The sequence below is a fragment of the Roseinatronobacter sp. NSM genome, assembly GCF_052379845.1.
Classification (GTDB): domain Bacteria; phylum Pseudomonadota; class Alphaproteobacteria; order Rhodobacterales; family Rhodobacteraceae; genus Roseinatronobacter.
The window spans coordinates 15,979-37,731 of the sequence record NZ_JBQTCF010000031.1 but is presented as its reverse complement, the minus strand read 5'-3'; the positions used below and the strand labels follow the sequence as shown (position 1 = coordinate 37,731).

24 protein-coding genes are annotated in these 21,753 nt (G+C 60.6%); 16 read left to right on the top strand and 8 right to left on the bottom strand.

Features of this window, described 5'->3' with window-relative positions:
- Positions 1-3: 3 nt before the first annotated feature.
- The 4 genes from ACTZWY_RS15630 to ACTZWY_RS15615 all read left to right on the top strand — a co-directional run bounded on the left by ACTZWY_RS15630 (position 4) and on the right by ACTZWY_RS15615 (position 3,466).
- Positions 4-1,710 carry an MlaD family protein gene (locus tag ACTZWY_RS15630; RefSeq protein WP_444791637.1) on the top strand — a complete coding sequence of 569 codons (1,707 nt, stop codon included), beginning with the start codon at positions 4-6 and terminating at the stop codon, positions 1,708-1,710.
- The gene (locus tag ACTZWY_RS15625) at positions 1,707-2,351 is read left to right on the top strand and encodes an ABC-type transport auxiliary lipoprotein family protein (protein WP_444791636.1); all 645 of its coding nucleotides are present in this window, start codon (positions 1,707-1,709) and stop codon (positions 2,349-2,351) included. The genes ACTZWY_RS15630 and ACTZWY_RS15625 overlap by 4 nt, the downstream gene beginning before the upstream one ends.
- A 78-nt stretch (positions 2,352-2,429) precedes the next feature.
- Positions 2,430-3,008 carry a YqaA family protein gene (locus ACTZWY_RS15620; protein ID WP_444791635.1) on the top strand — a complete coding sequence of 193 codons (579 nt, stop codon included), beginning with the start codon at positions 2,430-2,432 and terminating at the stop codon, positions 3,006-3,008.
- Positions 3,008-3,466, top strand: coding sequence for a disulfide bond formation protein B (locus ACTZWY_RS15615; protein WP_444791634.1), 459 nt, complete (start codon positions 3,008-3,010; stop codon positions 3,464-3,466). Before ACTZWY_RS15620 ends, ACTZWY_RS15615 begins: the two co-directional genes overlap by 1 nt.
- A gap of 76 nt (positions 3,467-3,542) precedes the next feature.
- On the opposite strand, the gene ACTZWY_RS15610 is transcribed toward ACTZWY_RS15615, so the two are convergent.
- A complete protein-coding gene (locus ACTZWY_RS15610) occupies positions 3,543-3,842 on the bottom strand; it encodes an usg protein (protein ID WP_444791633.1) in 300 nt (99 codons plus the stop codon).
- Between the two features lie 192 nt (positions 3,843-4,034).
- On the opposite strand from ACTZWY_RS15610, the gene gyrA reads away from it, so the two are divergent.
- The 4 genes from gyrA (at position 4,035) to ACTZWY_RS15590 (ending at position 7,880) form a co-directional block, all read left to right on the top strand.
- Entirely contained in the window at positions 4,035-6,791 is a 2,757-nt protein-coding gene (gyrA, locus tag ACTZWY_RS15605) for a DNA gyrase subunit A (RefSeq protein WP_444791632.1), read from the top strand.
- Complete coding sequence (locus ACTZWY_RS15600) at positions 6,775-7,125, top strand: hypothetical protein (protein WP_444791631.1); 351 nt, start codon at positions 6,775-6,777, stop codon at positions 7,123-7,125. Before gyrA ends, ACTZWY_RS15600 begins: the two co-directional genes overlap by 17 nt.
- Positions 7,126-7,276: 151 nt before the next feature.
- Positions 7,277-7,438 (top strand): hypothetical protein, encoded by a 162-nt coding sequence (locus tag ACTZWY_RS15595; RefSeq protein WP_444791630.1) that lies wholly within the window; start codon positions 7,277-7,279, stop codon positions 7,436-7,438.
- A 91-nt stretch (positions 7,439-7,529) separates the two neighbouring features.
- Complete coding sequence (locus ACTZWY_RS15590) at positions 7,530-7,880, top strand: DUF6614 family protein (protein ID WP_444791629.1); 351 nt, start codon at positions 7,530-7,532, stop codon at positions 7,878-7,880.
- Between the two features lie 182 nt (positions 7,881-8,062).
- Here ACTZWY_RS15590 and arsJ read toward each other — a convergent pair whose 3' ends face one another.
- The 4 genes from arsJ to ACTZWY_RS15570 form a co-directional block, all read right to left on the bottom strand.
- Positions 8,063-9,319 carry an organoarsenical effux MFS transporter ArsJ gene (gene arsJ, locus ACTZWY_RS15585; protein WP_444791628.1) on the bottom strand — a complete coding sequence of 419 codons (1,257 nt, stop codon included), beginning with the start codon at positions 9,317-9,319 and terminating at the stop codon, positions 8,063-8,065.
- Positions 9,320-9,418: 99 nt separating this feature from the next.
- The gene (locus tag ACTZWY_RS15580) at positions 9,419-10,450 is read right to left on the bottom strand and encodes an ArsJ-associated glyceraldehyde-3-phosphate dehydrogenase (protein WP_444791627.1); all 1,032 of its coding nucleotides are present in this window, start codon (positions 10,448-10,450) and stop codon (positions 9,419-9,421) included.
- A gap of 3 nt (positions 10,451-10,453) precedes the next feature.
- Complete coding sequence (locus ACTZWY_RS15575; protein WP_444791626.1) at positions 10,454-11,299, bottom strand: metalloregulator ArsR/SmtB family transcription factor; 846 nt, start codon at positions 11,297-11,299, stop codon at positions 10,454-10,456.
- A gap of 155 nt (positions 11,300-11,454) precedes the next feature.
- Positions 11,455-12,078: a helix-turn-helix domain-containing protein gene (locus ACTZWY_RS15570; RefSeq protein ID WP_444791625.1), complete on the bottom strand. Its 624-nt coding sequence runs from the start codon at positions 12,076-12,078 to the stop codon at positions 11,455-11,457.
- Positions 12,079-12,145: 67 nt separating this feature from the next.
- On the opposite strand from ACTZWY_RS15570, the gene ACTZWY_RS15565 reads away from it, so the two are divergent.
- From ACTZWY_RS15565 to ACTZWY_RS15545, 5 genes are read left to right on the top strand one after another with little or no spacing between them, the layout of a single operon-like run.
- Complete coding sequence (locus tag ACTZWY_RS15565; RefSeq protein ID WP_444791646.1) at positions 12,146-13,675, top strand: class I adenylate-forming enzyme family protein; 1,530 nt, start codon at positions 12,146-12,148, stop codon at positions 13,673-13,675.
- Positions 13,672-14,304, top strand: a complete 633-nt coding sequence (locus ACTZWY_RS15560; protein WP_444791624.1) for a DsbA family oxidoreductase — start codon at positions 13,672-13,674, stop codon at positions 14,302-14,304. The genes ACTZWY_RS15565 and ACTZWY_RS15560 overlap by 4 nt, the downstream gene beginning before the upstream one ends.
- Positions 14,301-15,524 carry a multidrug effflux MFS transporter gene (locus ACTZWY_RS15555; RefSeq protein WP_444791623.1) on the top strand — a complete coding sequence of 408 codons (1,224 nt, stop codon included), beginning with the start codon at positions 14,301-14,303 and terminating at the stop codon, positions 15,522-15,524. The genes ACTZWY_RS15560 and ACTZWY_RS15555 overlap by 4 nt, the downstream gene beginning before the upstream one ends.
- 60 nt (positions 15,525-15,584) lie before the next feature.
- The gene (locus ACTZWY_RS15550; protein ID WP_444791622.1) at positions 15,585-16,439 is read left to right on the top strand and encodes an SPFH domain-containing protein; all 855 of its coding nucleotides are present in this window, start codon (positions 15,585-15,587) and stop codon (positions 16,437-16,439) included.
- A 3-nt stretch (positions 16,440-16,442) separates the two neighbouring features.
- Positions 16,443-16,775: an NfeD family protein gene (locus ACTZWY_RS15545; protein ID WP_444791621.1), complete on the top strand. Its 333-nt coding sequence runs from the start codon at positions 16,443-16,445 to the stop codon at positions 16,773-16,775.
- 47 nt (positions 16,776-16,822) lie between these two features.
- On the opposite strand, the gene ACTZWY_RS15540 is transcribed toward ACTZWY_RS15545, so the two are convergent.
- Complete coding sequence (locus tag ACTZWY_RS15540) at positions 16,823-17,842, bottom strand: ribose-phosphate pyrophosphokinase (RefSeq protein WP_444791620.1); 1,020 nt, start codon at positions 17,840-17,842, stop codon at positions 16,823-16,825.
- 107 nt (positions 17,843-17,949) lie between these two features.
- Between ACTZWY_RS15540 and ACTZWY_RS15535 the strand changes: the two genes are divergently transcribed.
- A complete protein-coding gene (locus ACTZWY_RS15535) occupies positions 17,950-18,546 on the top strand; it encodes a 2-hydroxychromene-2-carboxylate isomerase (RefSeq protein WP_444791619.1) in 597 nt (198 codons plus the stop codon).
- A gap of 186 nt (positions 18,547-18,732) precedes the next feature.
- Here the strand turns inward: ACTZWY_RS15535 and ACTZWY_RS15530 are convergent, their stop codons facing one another.
- Positions 18,733-19,059, bottom strand: a complete 327-nt coding sequence (locus ACTZWY_RS15530) for a DUF6280 family protein (protein ID WP_071469852.1) — start codon at positions 19,057-19,059, stop codon at positions 18,733-18,735.
- A 208-nt stretch (positions 19,060-19,267) separates the two neighbouring features.
- Between ACTZWY_RS15530 and efp the strand changes: the two genes are divergently transcribed.
- Both efp and ACTZWY_RS15520 read left to right on the top strand, forming a co-directional pair.
- Positions 19,268-19,831, top strand: a complete 564-nt coding sequence (gene efp / locus ACTZWY_RS15525) for an elongation factor P (RefSeq protein ID WP_444791618.1) — start codon at positions 19,268-19,270, stop codon at positions 19,829-19,831.
- A 106-nt stretch (positions 19,832-19,937) separates the two neighbouring features.
- A complete protein-coding gene (locus ACTZWY_RS15520) occupies positions 19,938-21,131 on the top strand; it encodes an META domain-containing protein (protein WP_444791617.1) in 1,194 nt (397 codons plus the stop codon).
- Positions 21,132-21,195: 64 nt separating this feature from the next.
- Here ACTZWY_RS15520 and ACTZWY_RS15515 read toward each other — a convergent pair whose 3' ends face one another.
- Positions 21,196-21,666, bottom strand: a complete 471-nt coding sequence (locus ACTZWY_RS15515; protein ID WP_444791616.1) for an Lrp/AsnC family transcriptional regulator — start codon at positions 21,664-21,666, stop codon at positions 21,196-21,198.
- Between the last annotated feature and the right edge of the window lie 87 nt (positions 21,667-21,753).

The window sequence follows — 21,753 nt, the reverse complement described above, 5'->3', positions numbered from 1 at the left end:
CGCATGGAAACGCGGGCAAATTACGTTCTGATCGGGGCTTTCGCGCTTGCGGGTTTTTTCGGTATTCTGGGGTTCTTTCTGGCGTTCAGCAAATACCAGTTCGACCGCCAGTTCGCCTATTACGAGGCGAATTTTGAAGCCGTCTCAGGTTTGTCGCGGTCTGCGGATGTGCGCTTCGCGGGGCTGCCGGTCGGGCAGGTTCTGGATGTCAGTCTGGCCCCTGACGGCCGCGTGCGCGTGATGCTGGAAGTGGACCGCACCACGCCCGTGCGCGCGGATTCCGTTGCCATTGTGGACAGTTCGGGCATTACCGGCGTGGCATTCGTGGCAATTTCCGCCGGTTCCCCGACGGCCCAATTGATCAACGACCGCGATGATGTGCCCCAATTACAGGTCGGGCGCTCCACCATCCAGTCGCTGACCGAAACCGCCCCGCGCATTCTCGAAGAAGCGCTGACCGTTGTTGAACAGGTCAACCAGTTGCTGGGCGATGAAAACCAAAGCCGCGTTGCAGGCATTCTGGACAACATAGAACGGTCTTCAAGCGATCTGTCTGCCGCGTTGGACAGCTTCGCAGGGTTTACCGACACCGTCGCGGCGGCCACGGAAACCTTCGCAGAATTCAGCGACAATCTGGCCCCCATCCTGCGACAGGCTGAAAATACGCTGGAAAGTCTGGAATTCGCCATCGACGAAATTGCCCTTGTCGCGACTGAAGCCCGCTACACTTTTGAGGCGGGAACCCAGACGCTGAATACCGCCGACACATTTGTGGCCGGTGAACTGACAGCCCTTGTGGCCGAACTGAGCGAAGCGGCCGCGTCAGTGCGTGCAGAACTGGAAGGGTTCAGTCAGGAAGCACAGGTCATGTTCGGCGAATTCACCCGCACCAGCAGCGCCGCGACCCAACGCATCGAGGCCCTGGACCCTGCCCTTGCACGGCTGGACCCGCTGCTTGCACGTGCCGACACCACCTTGCAAAGCGTCGAACGCATGTCCGACAATATTGACGGGCTGGTGACCGGCGACGGGGCCGCGCTGGTGGCGGAAGCGCGTGAAATGGTGGCCATCGCGCGCGATGCGACCACCGCCATTGCACGCGCTGCAGAAACCGACCTGCCCCTGATCATGGCCGATATTCGCGCCGCCACCGAAGAAATTCGCGGGGTTGTGGCCAATGTGGGCGACGACCTGTCCAGCGCGTCGGGGCAGATTGACGCCTTGTCGGGGGCGGGGCTGCGCACATTGGATCAGGTGACCGACACATTTGCCAATGCCAACACCACGCTGGACGCGATCAATCGCGCCTTGGCCACCGGCGAAAGCACCCTGCAAGCGGCAGAACGCGCCTTCGTGGGGGCCGACCGCGTGATCAACGAAGATATCAGCCAGATCACGGACGATCTGCGCGATGTTCTGGGCAGATTGGGCCGCGCAGTCGATTCGGTGGCCGAGGATATTCCCGGCGTGACCGCCGATTTGCGCCGCACTGCCGAAAGTGCTGCGCGCGCCTTCGATGATCTGGGGGCGATCATTCGTGACAGCGGCGCACCCGTGCGCGAATTCACCACAACGGGCCTGCCCAATATCAGCCAGCTGGCCCGCGAGACACGCGGTCTGATTTCGAATTTGGACCGGCTGACGCGCCAGATAGAACGTGACCCGACACGGTTTTTCCTGAACCGTCAGACACCGGAGTTCAGAAGATGACATTTTCCCGCAGACATATGCTGACCAGCACGCTTGCACTTACATTCCTGTCAGGCTGCGGGGCGGTTTCGGCGCTGAATCAGGCAACCACCCCGCTGGATGCCTATGATTTGCAAGCACCGCGCAACCTGCCGCAAGCGGGCCGGACGCTGGCGCGGTCACTGAGCATTGAACCGCCGACCACTTCGGGGGGGCTGGACACAGACCGCATCCTGATCAAGCCCAACGCGGTGCAGTCGCTGTATCTGCCGGGGGTCCGCTGGTCCGAGGATACGCCCCAGATGATGCAAACGCTGCTGCTGCGCGCCTTCGAGGACACGGGCGCGCTGTCCTATGTCGGGCGCCGCCCGCTGGGGGCAACGGGTGATTTCGCCCTGATCAGCGAGATCACGGATTTTCAGGCCGAACTTGGCGCAGATGGCACCAGCGTGGCAACACGCCTGCGGCTGACGGCGCGCATGGTGCGCGAAACCGACGCGCGCGTTCTGGCGCGGCGCAGCTTCACAGCCACCGCCCCCGCGCGGTCCAGTGACACATTGGACATTGTCGAAAGCTTCAACACTGCATCTGATGAATTAATCACCGATCTGGTGCGCTGGGGCCTGGAGGCTGTCGGCATACGCTTGCCAGCGGCGCAATAATTTTGCATGCCTGCGTGGGGGCTTCCTGCCCCCACCCCCCCGGGGATATTTTTCCCAGAATGAAAGAGCATCACGCCTGTGTTGAAATCCCTATATGACTGGACCTTGTCCCTTGCACGCCATCCGCATGCGTTATGGGCGCTGGCAATCGTGGCGTTTATCGAAAGTTCGGTATTCCCAATACCGCCAGATGTATTGATGGTTGCCATGATCGTGGCGCACCCGTCGCGGGCTTTTGTTATTGCGGGGGTGGCCACGGTTGCATCAGTGGCCGGCGGGATGGCCGGATATTTCATCGGCTATGGCGCGTTCGAGACGCTGGGCCGACCCGTGTTGGAATTTTATGGCAAGGACGCCTATTTTGAGGAGTTTCAGGCACGCTATAATGAATGGGGGGCCTGGGCGGTGCTGATCGCGGGGGTGACGCCCTTTCCCTACAAGGTGATCACCATTTTGTCAGGGGCGACCGCGCTTTCGCTGCCGGTGTTCATTGTGGCCTCGATTGTCGCGCGGGCGTTGCGGTTTTTCATCGTTGCGGCGCTGCTGTGGAAATTTGGCGCACCGATCCGTGATTTCATTGAACGCCGTCTGGGGCTTATGTTCACCTTGTTTGTGGTGCTGCTTCTGGGGGGCTTTCTGGTGGTGAGATATCTTTGATGCAAAGGCGGGTGCAGCTTCTGGCGCTGGGGGGATCCCTGGGATTGTTGCTGGGGGCCCTGGCGTTCCAGTATATTGGCGGCATGGCCCCTTGCGCGCTGTGCATCTGGCAGCGCTGGCCGCATGTTGTGGCGCTATTGGGCGTGGGCACGCTGGTCTGGCCCAACCCGGTATTGGCCCTGGTCGGGGCGGCGGGGGCGGCCACGTCTGGTGCGATTGGCGTCTACCACACAGGGGTTGAACGCAGCTGGTGGGAAGGCCCGTCAAGCTGCACCGCGGGGGGCGATTTGTCGGGGATGAGTGCGCAGGAGTTGCTGGACCAGATCATGGCCGCGCCCGTGGTGCGCTGCGACGAGGTGCCCTGGGACATGCTTGGCCTGTCCATGGCAAGCTGGAATGCGCTGTTGTCCTTTGGGATTGCCGCGCTGTGGCTGGCCAGTCTGCGGCTGCGCAGCTGACGCGCCAAAGCGTTTCACACAGGTGGCAGCGCATGCTGCAGGCGTCTGATGTTTTGCGGGGGCGCGAGAACGCCCTTCAGGTTATGCGCTGGCGGCGTGTTGGGAATTCGCCCACCCGGAATTCCCCCACGACATGGCGCCATTCCCCCGCACGCAGCTGTTTGCGATGGGTGAAGCGCACGCAATGCAGCGGGCCATCGATGCTGGCTTGCCAGAATTCGATGAAGTCAAACAGGCGCGGATAGTCCGGCGCAAGGTCATACTCCTGCCAGACAAAAGTGTTGAGGACATGCATATGGTCAGGCATGCGATAGATCATTTCCGCAGTGGTCAGGCCGTAGCCTTTGAGCATGAGTTCGACGGGGGATGTGTCCATTTCAGGCCTCTTGGTGTTGCCGATAATAAAATCATGCCAAGAGAATAATAATAATCAATAAAAACATGCTGTTGTCAGTGTCTGGGGGCGGCTGCCAAGGGGGGCGGCTTTGCGGCATTGCACCCCACATCATGGTTCTGGTAAGGTGGCATCACCGAGATATAGTGAAGACCCAAACCGCGCGAGGATCAGGTGAGCGATAGCCCCGAAACCCCTGAAAATATTGACGAAACCCCAGACGGTGGCCATAGCGGCCCAAGTGTTTCGATCACGCAGGAAATGCGCGCGTCCTATCTTGATTACGCGATGAGCGTGATTGTCAGCCGGGCCATTCCCGATTTGCGGGATGGGTTAAAACCTGTGCACCGGCGTATTTTGTATGCCATGCATGACACTGGCAACACCCATGACAAGCCTTATCGCAAATCTGCCCGCGCCGTGGGCGAGGTGATGGGCACCTATCACCCGCATGGGGACAGCGCGATTTATGACGCATTGGTGCGCATGGCGCAGCCGTTTTCCATGTCGCTGCCGCTGCTGGACGGGCAAGGCAATTTCGGGTCCATGGATGGTGATAACGCCGCCGCGATGCGCTATACCGAAGTGCGCATGGACAAGGCTGCAGGCGCGTTGCTGGCCGATATTGACAAGGACACTGTCGATTTTCAGCTGAACTATGACGGGCGCGACAAGGAACCGACTGTGTTGCCCGCGCGCTTTCCCAATATGCTGGTCAATGGCGCGGGCGGTATTGCCGTGGGCATGGCCACGAATATTCCGCCGCATAATCTGGGCGAGGTGGTGGATGCCACGCTTGCGCTGATTGACGACCCTGACCTGTCATCCGAAGCGTTGATGCAATATATTCCGGCGCCGGATTTCCCCACAGGCGGGCTTATTCTGGGGCGGGCAGGTGCGCGCAAGGCTTATCTGGAAGGGCGCGGGTCCGTGGTCATTCGCGCCAAGACCCATATTGAGGAAGTGCGCAAGGACCGTTTCGCCATTATTGTGGATGAGATCCCCTATCAGGTGAACAAATCGACCATGGTCGAGAAAATTGCCGATGCGGTGCGCGAAAAGAAGATCGAAGGCATTTCGTCTGTTGCGGATGAATCCGACCGTATCGGTGTGCGGGTTGTCGTGGAACTGAAGCGCGATGCCACGCCTGATGTGGTGCTGAACCAGTTGTTCCGCTTCACGCCCATGCAAACCAGTTTCGGCTGCAACATGCTGGCGCTGAATGGCGGGCGGCCAGAACAGCTTATGTTGCGCGACTTCCTGACCGCCTTCATCGGGTTCCGCGAAGAAGTGGTGACGCGCCGCACGGCCTATGAGTTGAACAAGGCGCGCGAACGCAGCCATGTGCTGTGTGGTCTGGCCGTGGCCGTGTCCAATGTAGACGAGGTGGTGGCAACCATTCGCGCGTCTGCCGACCCCGCCGAGGCCCGCGAGAAGCTGATGACGCGGCGCTGGCCTGCGATGGATATTGCGCCCTATATCCGCCTGATTGACGACCCCAGTCACACGATGAACGAAGACGGCACCTATAACCTGTCGGAAATTCAGGCCCGCGCCATTTTGGAACTGCGCTTGCAACGCCTGACGGCCATGGGCGTCAAGGAAGTGACCGACGAGTTGGAAAGCCTTGCGGCCAAGATCAAGGATTATCTGGATATTCTGCGATCCCGCGCGCGGGTGATGGAAATTATCGGGACCGAATTGCGCGACGTGCGCGAGGCGTTTGCCGTGCCGCGCCGCACCGAGATCGTCGATTGGGCCGGCGATATGGATGACGAAGACCTGATCGAGCGTGAAGACATGGTCGTGACCATCACCAGCGGCGGCTATATCAAGCGCACGCCTTTGGCCGATTTCCGCGCGCAGCGGCGGGGCGGCAAGGGCCTGTCGGGCATGGCCACGAAGGATGATGATGTCGTCACGCAGTTGTTTGTGGCCAATACCCACACGCAGCTTTTGTTCTTCACCACGGACGGCATGGCCTATAAGCTGAAGACATGGCGCCTGCCGCTGGGGGGGCGCACAACGCGCGGCAAGGCGATGGTCAACATCCTGCCGATTGCCACAGGTGTCAGCATTGCCGCCATCATGCCGGTGGAACGCCCGGAAGAAGAATGGGAAAACCTGCAAATCATTTTTGCCACTTCGGACGGGTCCGTGCGGCGCAATGCATTGTCGGATTTCGTGAATGTCATGCGCAACGGCAAGATTGCCATGAAACTGCCCGAAAGTGTCAGTCTGGTGAACGCGCGGATTTGCGATGAAGATGACGATGTCATGCTGGTGACCGCATCAGGCCGGGCAATCCGGTTCCGCACCACAGAAGTGCGCGTGTTCAAAGGGCGCGATTCAACCGGCGTGCGCGGTGTCCGGCTGGGCGATGGGGACAGCGTTGTGTCCATGGCCGTAATCCGCCATTTCGAGGCCAGCCCGGAAGAACGCGCCACCTACTTGAAAATGCGCCGCGCCATGGCAGGCGTGACCGAGGATGACGGCGATGATGACGATGAAGACGCCGCTGAAGGGGCGCTGTCACCCGAACGCTATGCCGAAATGTCAGCCTGCGAGGATTTGATCCTGACCATTTCCGAAAAAGGCACCGGCAAGTTATCCTCCAGCCACAATTACCCTGTGCGTGGACGGGGCGGCATGGGGGTTGCGGCGATGGACCGCGCCATGCGCGGGGGCGCGCTTGTGGCGTGCTTCCCTGTCGATGCGCATGACCAGATTATGCTGGCCACGTCGAAAGGGCAGTCCATCCGCGTTCCGGTGCAGGGCATTTCCTTCCGCTCACGCGCGGCCGGGGGGGTCAAGGTGTTCAACACCTCGAACGGCGAACTGGTGGTGTCGGTGGCGCGCGTCGCCGAAACGGGCGACGAGTCCGACGACACCGGCATCGCACAGGGCCCAGAGGATGCTCAGGAAACTTGAAGCTGCGCTGGACGACTGCGCAAGGCAACGCATAACCCGGACCTATGGGCAACTGGCCGAACAGTTACAAATTGACGGTCCGGGCCGGATTGCCAAACTGACGGCGGCTTTGGAAACCCTGATGGAAAAGGATGCGAAAGCCCTGCAACCGCTGCGCGCGGCGCTGGTTGTGGGGCGCACCACGGGGGGGCTGCCTGCGCGGGGTTTTTTCCAGAAAGCGCAGGCGCTTGGCCTGTGTGAAAACCCGCTATCCCCTGTGTCCGCGCAGGCGTTCCACGCCCGACAAGTGCACGATCTGTTTGCAATAGCTGCCGACTGGCCGCCAAAAGCATAAGATTTCAATAAAATCCGATGTAACCTGCATTGCGTTGACGTGGGCCTGCCGCAAAGGTGACATGATGCGCTGGCTTGCTGCGCTGCAAGACATGCCGAAAGGCTGGCAAGGCAGAAAGCAAAAGGGTTTTCGTGAGATGTATCCTAAGTATATGAAAAAATTCATATTTTGTGAATCCGGCGCAGTCACGGTGGATTGGGTGGTGTTGACGGCGGCACTTGTCGGACTGGGCGTTTCCGTCATTGCCTATGTGTCAACCGGCACGCTTGATCTGGCCGAAAAAATTGAACAGGACCTGACACCGCAGGAATAGCACCACGGCCCCCGGAACGGGCGCACGCCCTGCGCAAAGCTTTGTTAGGAACTTCATGCCAGTATGCGCAGACGTAATTAAGGGGGTGGATATGAACCATTATATTTGCATGATAGACTTGAAACCGAACGCGCATCCGCTGGCCTTTGCGCGGGCGGCGGAACAATGGTTTGAACGCTTAAAAGATGCTGGAAAAATTGCGGGCTGGTCGCTGATGCGCCGAAAACTGCGGCTCGCTGGCCCCGGATACGGGGACTTCATACTGATGGTGGAACTGGCCGATCTCGCGCAGCTTGATCTTGCTTTTGGGCACCTTGCCGACGGGGACCATGACGCGGCACGCGACTATGAGCAAATCCATGGAATGATTGACAGGGTCGAAGTGGGCTTGTTCCGCCCCTATCCCGATGAGGCACAGGTGGAACGGCTGGCGATTATCTGACCCATGCATCACCGCGCGTGCCCAAATGGCGCGACAGCGCACCGGTCAACAACAAGCCGCCGACTGCACAGAACACCATAGGAGGCCAGCCTTGATGCGGCTGTTCGCCCCCGGCCTGCCTGCGGGCCGTTGCCGAACAGGCCCATACGCCTGACCTGTCCCGGCGCAACAATCGCACAGACTCAGACCTGCCGTGCATCAACAAGACGGCGCGCAACAAGCCAGCTTACCGCCGCCATGGCGCCCGCCGTCGCAAGACATAAAGGCAGCCCCCCGACCTGATAGCTGATCCCTGACAAAAGCGTGCCAACCAAGCGCCCCGCCGCATTGGCCATATAATAGAACCCCACATCGCGGGTGATCCGGTCTGCCGCGCCAAACGCCAGAATAAGGTAGGAATGCACCGCCGAGTTGACGGCAAAAACAAACCCGAAAACCAGCAGCCCCCCCACCAGAAGACTGGTCAGCCATGGTGACGGCCCATCAGCCAGCACAGCCGCAAGCGCAAGCGCCACAGGTACGGGCACCAAAAGCCCCGCCCAAAAGCTTGCCTTGCGCGCAATCGCTGTTTCCGATTGCGCCTTGCCGCCCAACAGGCGCGGTGCGAAAGCCTGCACTGCACCATAGCCGATAATCCACAGGGCCATGAAACTGCCCACCAGAAAGAACGCCTCGCGTCGCCCTTCGGCGGTGCCATCAGACAAAACGGCCTGAAAATAGATCGGAATGCCCACCACGAACCACACATCGCGCGCCCCAAACAGGAACAGGCGCGCAAGGCTTAGACAATTTACCCGCGTGTCGCTTGACCGCCAGCCCGCCCATGTATCTGCCCCCGTCATGCGGCCCGGCAACCCATCTGGCAAGAAGACAAGAACCGCCAACAAGATGACCGCCAGCACCCCCGCCATGCCCCAGACCGCCGCCTGAAACCCCGCCAGCGCCAGCAAGGCCGCACCCAGCAAAAACCCCGCACCCTTGACCGCATTTTTCGACCCTGTGAGCACCGCGACCCACTGAAACAGCGCCCCCGCGCGCGCAGGCGCCAACAGCTTGACGGCCGATTTTGACGACATCTTAGCCAGATCCTTGGCCACACCCGACACCCCCTGAACCGCCATCACGAACATCACCGAAGCGGGAATTGTCCAGCCGGGGTCAAGCTGCGCCAACGCTGCAAGCGCCACGATCTGCAAACCCAGCCCCGCATACAGCGTTGCCGCCAGCCCGAAGCGCGCCGCCAGCCACCCCGCTGCAAGGTTGGTCAAGATCCCTGCCACTTCATATAGCACAAACAACCATGCCAGCTGCACCGGCGAAAACCCAAGCGCGTTGAAATGCAGCAATACCAGCATCCGCAGCGCCCCATCAGAAAGCATGAAGGCCCAATAGGCGGCCGTAACCGCCATATAGGCGCGCAAGGGGGGGGAAGCGGTCATCATACGGGCACCTTTTGTTGGACAAGGTGGGGGGCTGTCTGCCCCCCACACCCCCCGAGGATATTTGGACCAGACTGAAAGAGGCAGGCGCAGGACCACTCAGAGGGTGCGGGCGACCATGCGGGTGACATCGCCAAGGCGGCAGGCATAGCCCCATTCATTGTCATACCAAGCGTAAAGCTTCAGCTGGGTTCCGTTAATGACCATGGTTGAAGGGCCATCAATAATGCACGACCGCGGGTCATTGGTGTAATCGGATGACACAAGCGGGCGGGATTCAAAGCCCAGAATACCCTTGAGCGGGCCATGGGCAGCGTCCTTGAACAAGGTGTTGACCTGTTCGGCAGTGGTGGGGCGGTCCAGTTCAAAAACACAATCGGTCAGCGAGGCATTCAGCAATGGAACGCGCACGGCATGACCGTTGAGCCTGCCCTTGAGGTCTGGATAGATCAATGTGATGGCAGTGGCGCTGCCCGTTGTAGTGGGGATCAGGTTCATCAGGGCAGAGCGCGCGCGGCGCATATCCTTGGCGGGGCGGTCCACAATGGTCTGGGTGTTGGTCACATCATGGATGGTGGTGATGGAGCCGTGACGGATGCCCAGCGCCTCATGAATGACCTTGACGACAGGGGCCAGGCAATTGGTGGTGCAACTGGCCGCAGTGATGATGTCGTGTTGCGCGGGATCGTAGAGATGATGATTGACGCCGTAAACAAGGTTCAGGGCGCCTGCGTCCTTGATGGGGGCGCTGACCACGACCTTGCGCACACCCGCGCTGGTATAGGGCGCAAGTTTTGCGACAGTTTTGAACACGCCGGTGCAGTCCACCACCAGATCAACACCCATTTCGGCCAGCGGCATGTCTTCGATCCGGCGCGCATGGGTCAGGCGGATGCGCTGGCCATTCAGCACCAGCGCATCGTTGTCATGCGCCACCGGGATACCCCACCGGCCATGGATGCTGTCAAATTCCATCAACAGCGCGTGTTGTTCGGCATCGCCAATAGGGTCGTTCACCAACACGATGTTTCCGCCCGCGCCCGTGTTGATCAGGTCGCGCAGAACGAGCTTTCCAATGCGCCCGAGGCCATTGAGTGCTATGCGGGGGGGACGGACGGGATGTGCAGGCATGTGTCAGCTTTCCTGTTGGATCAAGGCAATCGCGTCGATACGGCTTTGCAACGCAGCCCGGTCCGGCATGGTCACGGGCAGCGCAACGAAGGCCGCGATTTTGCGGCGCAGCGCAGTGTAGGTGCGCGCGAAGGCAGGCAGGGCCGCGTCCTGTGCGCTTTGCGCCAGAACGGGGTCGGGCACGCCCCAATGGCTGGTCATCGGGTAGCCCTGCCATGGGGCGCAGTCATCGGCAGCGGACATGTCGCAGACCGTAAAGACGAAATCCATCTTCGGGGCGGCTGCTGTCTGGAATTCGCGGATATGTTTGGACCGCAGATGGCGCAGGTCATGCCCGTTTTGTTGCAGCACCTGCAATGCAGCCGGGTTTGGCGCGCTGGCTGGACGGGTGCCTGCGGAACAGGCGTTGAACCGGCCCGCGCCAAGATCCCGAAGCAAGGCTTCTGCCATGATGGATCTGGCGGAATTGCCAGAGCAGACGAACAGCACATTCACTGTGTTTTGCCCATCTGCGCCCCGGTATGGGATTGGCCTGCCGGAGGTCAGGGGCGCAAGCAGGTCAGGGCGCGCGCGCCCCACATCCAGCGCCAGATAGCCGATCAGCGCTTCCGCCATGTTCAAATCCGCGCAATAATACAGCGACCTGCCCTGCCGCGTGACCCCAATCATACCGCAGGCGACCAGATCCCGCAAATGATGAGAGAGTGTGTTCTGCTTCAACCCCAAAGCCTGCGCGATTTCGGTCGGACGTTGCCCCCGCGGGGCAAAGCGCATCAGCAACCGGAAGACCGACAGCCGGTCAGGGTGGCCCAGTATTGAAAAGATATCTGCGGCGGATGATATTTCCATATTTCATGAATATTGGAAATATCAGACTCTGACAAGGGGTTTCCGGGTGGCACTGCCAGAAAAACACCACCCCTGCCCGCAGGGAGAAGGTGGCAAGGCGCAACGCGGGCCGGACCCGTGCTGTCCTTGCAGAAGGCAAACCCTGTCAGCGCAGGTCAGTCCAGCGAGGTGACCCAGAGGATTTCCGCATCCTCGCGCGACAGGGAAATCACGTTATGGCCCATGGTCGCGTCATAATAAGCGCTGTCGCCGCGCTTCATGTCGACAGGGGCATAAAATTCGGTGAACAGCCGGATCTCGCCCGTCAGGACATACAGGAATTCCTCGCCGCCATGGCGCACCCAGCCGTCAAAATCCTGCATGTCGCGGGCGCGCACACGGGCCTGATAGGGCAGCATCTTCTTGGCGGTCAGTTGTGCCGCCAGCAAGCGGTGGTCATAAGTAGGCGTCGGGTGGGCCGTGCCTTCGTTGCGCAGGGTCAGCGCCATGCGCCCGCTGGCGCGCGTGGTTTCGGGGGGCGTAAACAATTGCGGAACAGTTATTTCCAAGCCCCCCGCCAGTTTTTTCAGCGCGTCATAGGTGGGGGACATTTGGGCGTTTTCGATTTTGGAAAGCGTCGAACGCGCCAGCCCTGCCGCCTTGGCGGCCTGTTCCAATGTCCAGCCCCGTTCACGACGCAGCGCCCTGACCCGTTCAGCCAGATCAATGGGCTGGGCGGGTTCGACATCACCGCCCGCGCGGGCAATGCGAATAACGCTGGCGTTTTCAGGATCACTCATGGCGGTTCTCTTTACGCAAGCGCGGTTGGACTTGCAACTGTCACAACGCGGGCATAAATCCATGCACATGTTATCCATCACCACCCCAGACATAGCAGCCCCCTGCGCCGCCGCCGCCGCCCCAGCGTCATTCAATATGGCGCGCTATGTGCTGGATGCGGGGACGAAAACGCCGGACAAGATCGCGTTGCAGATTGTGCGCGCCGCCGGGGCGGAACGCTGGTCTTATGGGCGCCTGATCGCGGCGGTGCGGGGCACGGGGCTGGGTTTGCTGGATGCGGGCCTGTCCCCCGGTGACCGCGTGCTGTTGCGGCTGGGCAATAGTGTGGATTTTCCAGTGGCCTATCTGGGGGCCTTGGCGGTGGGGCTGGTGCCGGTGCCGACATCCACACAACTGACCGCGCCGGAAATCACACGCATTGCCGCGCAAGTGGACCCTGCGCTGGTGCTGGCCGCCGATGGGGTGGCCTTGCCGGACCATCCCGCGCCGGTGCTGAGCATGACCAGATTGCGCGCCATGCACGAATTGCCCCCCTGCGACTGGCATATGGGACCGTGCGACAGGGCGGGGTATATCATCTATACATCAGGCAGTGGCGGCACCCCGCGCGCTGTGGTGCATGCCCATCGCGCCATCTGGGCACGGCGCATGATGTGGGGTGGCTGGTATGACCTGCGCGCAGATGATCGCGTTTTGCATGCGGGCGCGTTCAACTGGACCTATACGCTGGGCACGGGGTTGATGGACCCATGGGCCATTGGGGCTACTGCGCTGATCCCCGAAGCGGGCGCGCCATTGGCGCTGATGCTGAAACGCTTTGATGCGACCATATTCGCAGCTGTGCCCGGCGTTTACCGTCAGGTATTGAAGGACGGGCGCAAACTGGCGCTTCCATGCCTGCGCCACGGGTTGTCTGCGGGCGAAAAACTGCCCGATGCGACGCGGGCGGCATGGTCCGACGCCACAGGAACCGCAATTTATGAAGCGCTGGGAATGTCGGAATGTTCAACCTATGTATCGTCCAGCCCTGCGCGGCCAGCGCCCGCGGGCGCAGCGGGCTATGCGCAGACTGGCCGCAGTGTCGCTGTGCTGGGCGCGGATGGCCAACCCCTGCCGCGCGGCCATGACGGGATGCTGGCCATCCATCGCAGCGATCCGGGCCTGATGCTGGGCTATCTGGGCGCAGGCCACCGCCCGGAATTGCCACTTAGCGGGGATTGGTTCGTGACCGGGGACCGCGCCAGCATGGCCGATGATGGCGCAATCACCTATGTCGGGCGCGATGATGACATGATGAATGCGGGCGGCTTCCGCGTTTCCCCGCTGGAGGTGGAGCGCGCCCTGGCGCAGCACCCCGGCATCACCGACATTGCCTGCACCGAGATCGAGGTGAAAGCGGGTGTCACTGTGATTGCCGCCTTCTATACCGGCCCCGAACACCTGCGTGTGGCGCAGTTGGAAAGCTTCGCCGCCGCCCGTCTGGCACGTTATAAACAGCCACGCCTGTATCACCATTGCGACAGCCTGCCGCGCGGTGCCAATGGCAAACTGTCGCGCCGCGCCCTGCGCACCCTTCATAAGGCCCCGTCACCATGATTGCACTGGACATATATTCCGACCCCATCTGCCCGTGGTGCTTTATTGGCAAGGCCCGGCTGGACCGCGCGTTGGAAAACCGCCCCGACCACCCGTTTGACATTCGGTGGCACCCGTTCCAGCTGAACCCCGACATGCCCGCCCAAGGCATGGCGCGCGACACCTATATGGCTATGAAATTCGGGGACGAGCAGGGAATCATGCATGCCTATGGTCCCGTCATCGAAGCGGCGCAAAACACGGGCCTGACGCTGGACCTGCCCGCGATCACGCGCACGCCCAATACGTTGAATGCCCATCGCCTGATCCATTGGGCGGGCCTTGAAGGCCGGCAAACCGCCATGGTCAGCACCTTGTTTCGCGCCTATTTCCAGCAAGGGCAGGATATCGGGGACAGCGCCACCTTGCTGGCGCTGGCAAAAACCGTGGGGCTGGATGCCACGCTGGTGGCGCGCCTGCTGGACAGTGACGCCGACCGCGACCTGATTGCGCAGGCCGACAGCAACGCCCGCGCGCGCGGCATTTCCGGCGTGCCGTTTTTTATTGTCGCACAGCAATATGCCATTTCCGGCGCGCAATCCCCCGAAACATGGCGCAACGTCATCGATGAACTGGACCCGCGCCCATGATGCCCTTTACCCCCACCAAACCCCTGCGTTTCGGGGAATTCGTCGCATTGATGGCGCTGATGTCGGCCATGGTCGCCTTTTCCATAGATGCCATGCTGCCCGCCCTGCCCGTCATCGGTGTGGAACTGTCCCCGGCCGTGCCCACGCGGGGGCAGTTGGTAATCCCTGCCTTCATGCTGGGGCTGGGATTGGGCATTCTGGTTTGCGGGCCGGTGTCAGACGCCTATGGGCGCAAATCGGTGCTGTTGGTGGGGCTGGTGCTGTATATTGGCGGGGCGCTTCTGGCGTCCAAGGCCGCCACGATCGAGGGGCTTTTGGGTGCGCGTGTGCTGCAGGGGCTGGGCGCCGCCGCGCCGCGTGTGGTGGCCACCGCAATGGTGCGCGACCTGTATCAGGGCCGCGCCATGGCGCGCGTCACATCCATCATCATGACATTGTTTGTGCTGTTCCCGGCAATCGCGCCATCCATCGGGGCGGGAATTATCCTGCTGGCGGACTGGCGCGCGATTTTCTATGCCTTTGTGGTGTTGGGACTGGTCAGCGGTGTCTGGCTGATGTTGCGCCAGCCTGAATCCCTGCCGCCCGCGCGCCGCAGGGCGCTAAGCCTGCGCGCCATCGGCAGCGCCATCGCTGAAATCACGACCAACCGCACGGTTATGGTGTATGTCGGCGCGCTGATCTTTTCCTTCGCGCCCCTGTTCACATGGTTGTCAAACCTGCCCGTCATTTTTGATGATGTCTATGACCGTGCCGCAAGCTTTCCCCTGTGGTTTGGCGCCACAGCGCTGATTGCGGGCAGTGCCAGTATGGTAAATGCACAGCTTGTCATGCGCATGGGCATGCGCAAACTGGCGACATTCGCCTTTGGCTGGCAGGTTGCAGTTTCGGCGCTGTTTGTGGTGCTGCTGCAGATAGACCTGCCTGATCCATGGAATTTCGGCCTGTTCTTCGCGTTCATGTGCTCAACATTCTTCACCATCGGGCTGACCTTCGGGAACCTGAACGCGCTGGCGCTGCAACCTTTGGGCCATATCGCGGGGATTGGTGCATCGGTGGTGATGTCGATTTCCACCATCGGGGCGGTGGCCGTGTCGGTGCCGGTGGCGCTGGCCTATGATGGCACGCCGCTGACGCTGGTGGCGGGAAACCTGGCCTTCGCGGGCTGCGCGTTGGGGTTGGTGTTGTATTCACGCCGGTTTGCCGCCGCCGATATGGCTTGAACCCTGCGCTGTTTCGCGCGACGATGCACCAGCAGCGTAATCGGAACAAAGGCGTGTATCATGGAACTTCTTCTGGCGCTTGTCGTCTTGTTGGTGCTGATTGTCATCATGGGGCTGAAAATTGTGCCCCAATCGCGCAATCTGGTCATCACACGGCTGGGCGCCTATCACCGGACACTGGATGCGGGCGTCAATATCATTGTGCCGTTTCTGGACCGCGTACATGCGAATGTGCCGGTAAATGATCAGGTCCTCAATGATATCGAACTGGAAGTGGTGTCTGCCGATAACGTGGTTTTCGGCGCGCAACTGCTGGTGGTCTACCGGATCGAAAACCCCGAAGCGGCGGTGTTCCGCGTCAACAAGATTGATGATCTGGTCATCGGGCTTGTGCAATCGCTGGTGCGGTCCGAACTGGGCAAGGTGGAACTGGACGCGGTGCAATCTGATCGCGGGTCGTTGAATCTGGCCTTGCTGGAAGCGCTGGAGGATGCCGGTAAAACCTATGGCATTCGCATCAGCCGGTCTGAAATTACCGATGTGCGCCTGAATGAAACCACCCAGAAAGCCATGGCCGAGGTTCTGGCCGCCGAACGCGAACGCCGCGCCGCCATTACCCGCGCCGAGGGGCAGCGCCGCGCTGCCGAACTGAATGCCGATGGCGAACTGTATGAAGCACAGCGCCGCGCCGATGGCATTCGCGCCATCGCCCATGCAAATGCCGAAGCCAACCGCGAAATTGCCGCCTCGCTGGAAGGGGCCAACGCGCAGGAAGCGCTGGTCTTCCAGACGGCGCGCATGCAGATTGAAGCACTGGAAGGGTTGGCGAAATCCAACAATGCCAAGCTGATCATGCTGCCGGGCGGGCCGTCCAACGCCTTCCGGGAAGCAGCGGCCATTCTGAAGGATATCTAGCCTATGGAAAGCCTTGGCCTGCCGGACTGGATGATTTGGGGCATCATCGCCGTGGTGTTGCTGATCGCGGAAATGGTGACAACTGTTTATGTCGCGCTGGGGTTTGCGCTGGCGGCTGTGGCGGTTGCGGGCCTGGTCTGGCTGCTGCCGGGCCTGCCAGTGCTGGTGCAGGCCCTGATCTGGGCCGCGCTGGGGCTTGTGGTCTGGCTGGGCGTGTCGCGCTGGAACAGCGCACGGCACAAAGCCCGCCCTGATATCAATGATTTCGATTCCCTCGATTCCCTGCCGCCATCGGACCGCAGGAAAAACACGCCCCCCACCCCACCGCAGGACTGAGCGACAGAAAAAGGGGCGCGCGCCCCTTTTCCCTGCAAACGCAGGTGTCAGAGTTCGCCGTAAAGCCCTTCATAGATCGGGGTCAGCGTTTCAGTGTCAAACAGCGACGACACGGATGTGCCTTTCCAGGTGTTCAAAATCCCTTGGGCAAACATTGGTGCGGTCGGCACAATGCGAATGTTATGCGCGGATTTCACAGCTTCCGTGGGCGCGATGGAATCTGTGATAACCAGTGATTTCATGACCGAATTGGTAATGCGTTCTACGGCAGGGCCAGACAACACGCCGTGGGTGATGTAGCTGTGCACTTCTGTTGCACCAGCTTCCACCAGCACTTCGGCGGCCTTGCACAGGGTTCCGGCAGTGTCGCAAATGTCATCCACGATGATGCAGCTTTTGCCGCTGACATCCCCGATAACGGTCATTTCCGCAATCTCGCCGGGTTTTTCGCGGCGTTTGTCCACGATGGCCAGCGCACAACCAATGCGCTTTGCCAGTTCGCGCGCGCGCGCCACACCGCCCACATCGGGGGACACAACCGTGACATCGTTCAAGCGGCCCTTGAAATGGTGCAGCACATCCAGCGCGAAAACCGGCGCGGCATACAGGTTGTCCACCGGAATATCGAAGAACCCCTGAATCTGGGCCGCGTGCAAATCCAGCGTCAAAATACGCTCAATCCCCGATTGGGCAATCATATTCGCCACCAGTTTTGCCGAAATGGGCGTGCGCGCCTTGGTGCGGCGGTCCTGTCGGGCATAGCCGAAATAGGGGATGACCGCCGTTATGCGCGATGCCGAAGACCGCTTCAGCGCGTCCGCGATGATCAGCAATTCCATCAGATTGTCATTGGCGGGGTTCGACGTGGATTGGATGATGAACATATCCTCGCCGCGGACATTCTCATAGACTTCGACGAACACTTCCTGATCGTTGAACCGTTCCACCCGCGCATCGACAAGCCCCACACTCATGCCGCGGTGCAACGACATTCGCCGCGCTATGGCCTTGGCAAGCGGTATATTCGCGTTGCCGGAAATCAGCTTGGGTTCAGTGCGGTCGATCATGGGACAATCCTTGACGAAATGGGGCCGGATGGGATTCGGACAAGATTGACACCGCTTACCACCCCGCTACGATCTTGCAAACCGCCCATGGCAAGGAGCAGCCCGGAATGCCACATATTGATTACTACTTCACGCCCCTGTCGCCCTGGACCTATCTGGCCGGACAGCGGCCCGCGCAAATCGCGGCACAGGCGGGGGCCAGCCTGCGCTATAAACCGCTGGACCCCACCGCATTGTTTGCCCGCACAGGCGGACAGGCGCTGGCGGACCGGCACGACAATCGCAAGGCGTATCGGCTGCAGGAACTGCGCCGCTGGTCCGAACGGCTGGACATGCCGCTGACGCTGCGGCCTGCGTTTTTCCCGACCAACCCCGCGCCCGCATCCTATGCCATCATCGCGGCGCAGGAAACGGGCGGTGGCGATATGGCCGAATTGCTGCACAGGCTGACGCGCGCCTGCTGGGCCGAGGATCGCAACATTGCCGATGATGATGTCATCCGTGACTGCCTGTCGGCGGCGGGCTTTGATCCGGCGCTGGCCTTCAGCGGCATGTTGCAGGGCGCCGAGATTTATCCGCGAAATCTGGAAGAGGCCGTGGCCGATGGTGTATTCGGCGTGCCGTTCTTTGTTGTTGGGCAGGAACGCTTCTGGGGGCAGGACAGGCTTGATTTTCTGGCGCAGCATCTTGGGGTCAGCACCTGATCGCCAGAATGTGCCCGCGTTCATTGGCATTCACGCGACCCATTCTAGCCCTTTGGGGTCGCGTCGTGTTTTTGTGCGCAAAACCGGTTGCCACTTTTGCGCAACACGCTGCAGGGGCAGACCCCATGAAAAAACCCTGAACCTGGCAGCAGGTTCAGGGTTTTTTGTGGTTCGCACATGTGCCGTTCAGGCAGCTTCCGCTTCTGCGGCAGCGGCGGCGTTGCGCCGTTCGCTTTCTTCGCGCGACAGGGCAACCGATGTGCGCACGCCCTTGGCCACGAATTCCATCAAGCCAGCGACCACACGTTCATTCGGGTCGATTCCTGCGCAACTCAGCACTTCACGCCCGTCACGCGACCGCGCCCAACGCGCAATCTGTTCGGGGCCGTTGCCATATTTCTTGTCATCCGCAATCGCATCATCCAGCGCAGCCAACACAACGGCTGCGAATAGTTTGCGGGCGCGGGCCCCTTGCTCATGCGTAAAGGCCGTTCCATCCGCTGCATCGAACATATTTCGTTCCTTATTCTTGCTCTTGCATTTACCGCTCGGGCCTGCATACGCGGTTTGTGATGTGATTCGCTACGCTGTTGATGCATACCAGCCATGCATTTTTTGCATGGATGCAGAATTTACGGCCCAGGATCAAGTTCTTGCCTAAGCCCTGTATGCGCGATATAGGGGCGCAAACCAATTATTCAAGGCAAAGCAAGGTAATCCTATGCCCAAAATCAACGGTAACGAGATTCGTCCCGGCAATGTTCTGGAACATGATGGCGGGCTTTGGGCTGCCGTCAAGGTCAACCATGTGAAACCCGGAAAAGGTGGCGCATTTGCACAGGTGGAAATGAAAAACCTGCGCGACGGGCGCAAATTGAATGAACGCTTCCGGTCCGAAGACAAGGTGGAACGTGTGCGGCTGGAACAAAAAGACCAGCAATTCCTGTATGAAACGGATGGCCGTCTGGTCGTGATGGATATGGAATCCTTCGAACAGGTCGAACTGGACGTGGAAATCCTGGGCGAGCGTCGGCCCTTCTTGCAAGACGGCATGACCGTCACCGTTGAATATTACGGCGAAGAAGCCCTGAATATTTCACTTCCGCAAAAAGTGATCTGCAAGATCGTCGAAACCGAACCAGTGGTCAAAGGGCAGACCGCCGCAAACAGCTTCAAACCTGCGGTTCTGGACAATGGCCTGCGCATTCTGGTTCCGCCCTTTGTGGGCCAGGACGAAGATATCGTCGTGAACACAGAAACGTTCGAGTATTCGGAACGCGCCTGAACGGCCTGACAGGTCCCATAAGGCTGGCGCGCGGCCAATACGGGTTGTCGCGCGGGGCATGTATGCGGTAAGCCCTGTTATGGGGCTAACACTGCAGGAGCATGCGATGCGCCTTACCTTTGCTGCGATAGCCGTGCTTGCCACGACCGCGAACGCCGCCGCGCGCGATGTGACTGCAACCCTGCACTGGGAAACACCCGCGCCGCAGGGGGCCGAAACTGTGACGGTCGTTCTGGACTCTGCGGGGCAGGTGCTGGCCGCACAGCGCCATGACACGCGTTCAGGCGATAGCACAGCCGCCCACAGCTTCACGGCATTGCCACGGCAAGCGGGCAGCCTGCAGGCGGGGCTGGTGCTGGACGGGCAGCTGCTGGCGCAAAGCGCGCAACTGCCGCTGGACGGGCGCAGCACAACGCCCGAACTGGACCTGCACCCCATTCTTGCACTTGGGTTCCGGTCTTCCTGGGCGTGCGCGGATGACACGGTGCTGACACTGGCCCCGATGGATGACGGGCTGCGCGCCACATCGCCACGACCGGCGCGGCAGTTTCTGGATCAGGGCGATGGCAGTTTTCTGGCCGCAGATGGCACACGACTGAACGATGATGGGCCGGATGTCACGCTGCTGCCGCCCGATGGCGCGCCCGTGACCTGCGCGCGCATTCCCACGCAGCCAATTCTGCCCATCACGGCCTTTGCCGCGGATGAAAGCTGGCAAATCCAGCTGGGGCTGGAACAGGCCGTCATCACCCTGCCCCGCCCGGACGGCGATCAGGAAATGCTGGACCAGATGACAGCGCGCCGCACTGATGACGGCGCGCTGGTATTCGACACTGACACGATGTCCCTGCGCCTGAGTGATGCCTATTGCCGCCTGCGCGATGGGCACATCCCTTATCCGGTGTCTGCGACACTGACACGCCGCAACGCCCCCGACAGCAGTGCAGGCTGCGCAGGCGCACCGCTGCGCTTGTTGCAAGGCGGCACCTGGTATGTGCAATCGCTGTTCGGCGTCGCGCATGGCGCGCCCAATCCGGACCTGACACTGGCGGTGGCCGATGGCCAGATCACGGGGCGGCTGGCCTGTAACCTGTATGTCGGACAAGCCGCCATTCAGCAGGGCCGCTTGTCCCTGACAGACCTTGGCACAACGCGACTGGCCTGCCCGACAGCGCTGCGCAATCTGGAACGGCGTTTTCTGGACGCGCTGGAACATGCCGACGGGTTTGATATTGGCAACCGGGGCGAGTTGATCCTGCGCAGCGGGCCAATCACTACGCTGACGGCAACGCGCCGCTGACGCCTTCAGAGCGTGTCGCATGTCTTTTGGCACAAAACCGGTTCCCACTTTTGCGCGACATGCGCTAGAACACTGGCTGTTCCCCGGTTTCCTTGACTGCTTCCATCACCACATGTGTTGATGTCGATGTAATATAGGGCAAGCCGGAAATATGTTCGGCCAGAACACGCCTGTAGGACGCGATATCCCGACTGCGCACTTTCAGCAGATAGTCGAACGCCCCTGCAATAAGGTGGCATTCCTCTATTTCAGGGACATTGCGCACCGCATCATTGAACGCCTGCAGCGCAGTTTCGCGCGTGTCCGACATTTTCACTTCGACAAAGGCAATATGCGCCGCGTCAATCTGATGGGGGTCGATCATGGCGCGGTAGCCGTGAATGACGCCCTGTTCTTCCAGCCTGCGCAACCGCGCCTGGGTGGGGGATTTGGTCAAACCAATGCGCGATGCAAGATCGGTCACACTAAGGCGCCCATCCACGGCCAGAATCCGCAAGATGGCGTGGTCAAAACTGTCTAACTTTATACGGGCCATTGTTTCGCTGCACTTGTTTTTTTAAGATATTTTCACTGCCATTATCGCCAAATAAGGCAGAATTCAACCGCAATATATGCCATGCTC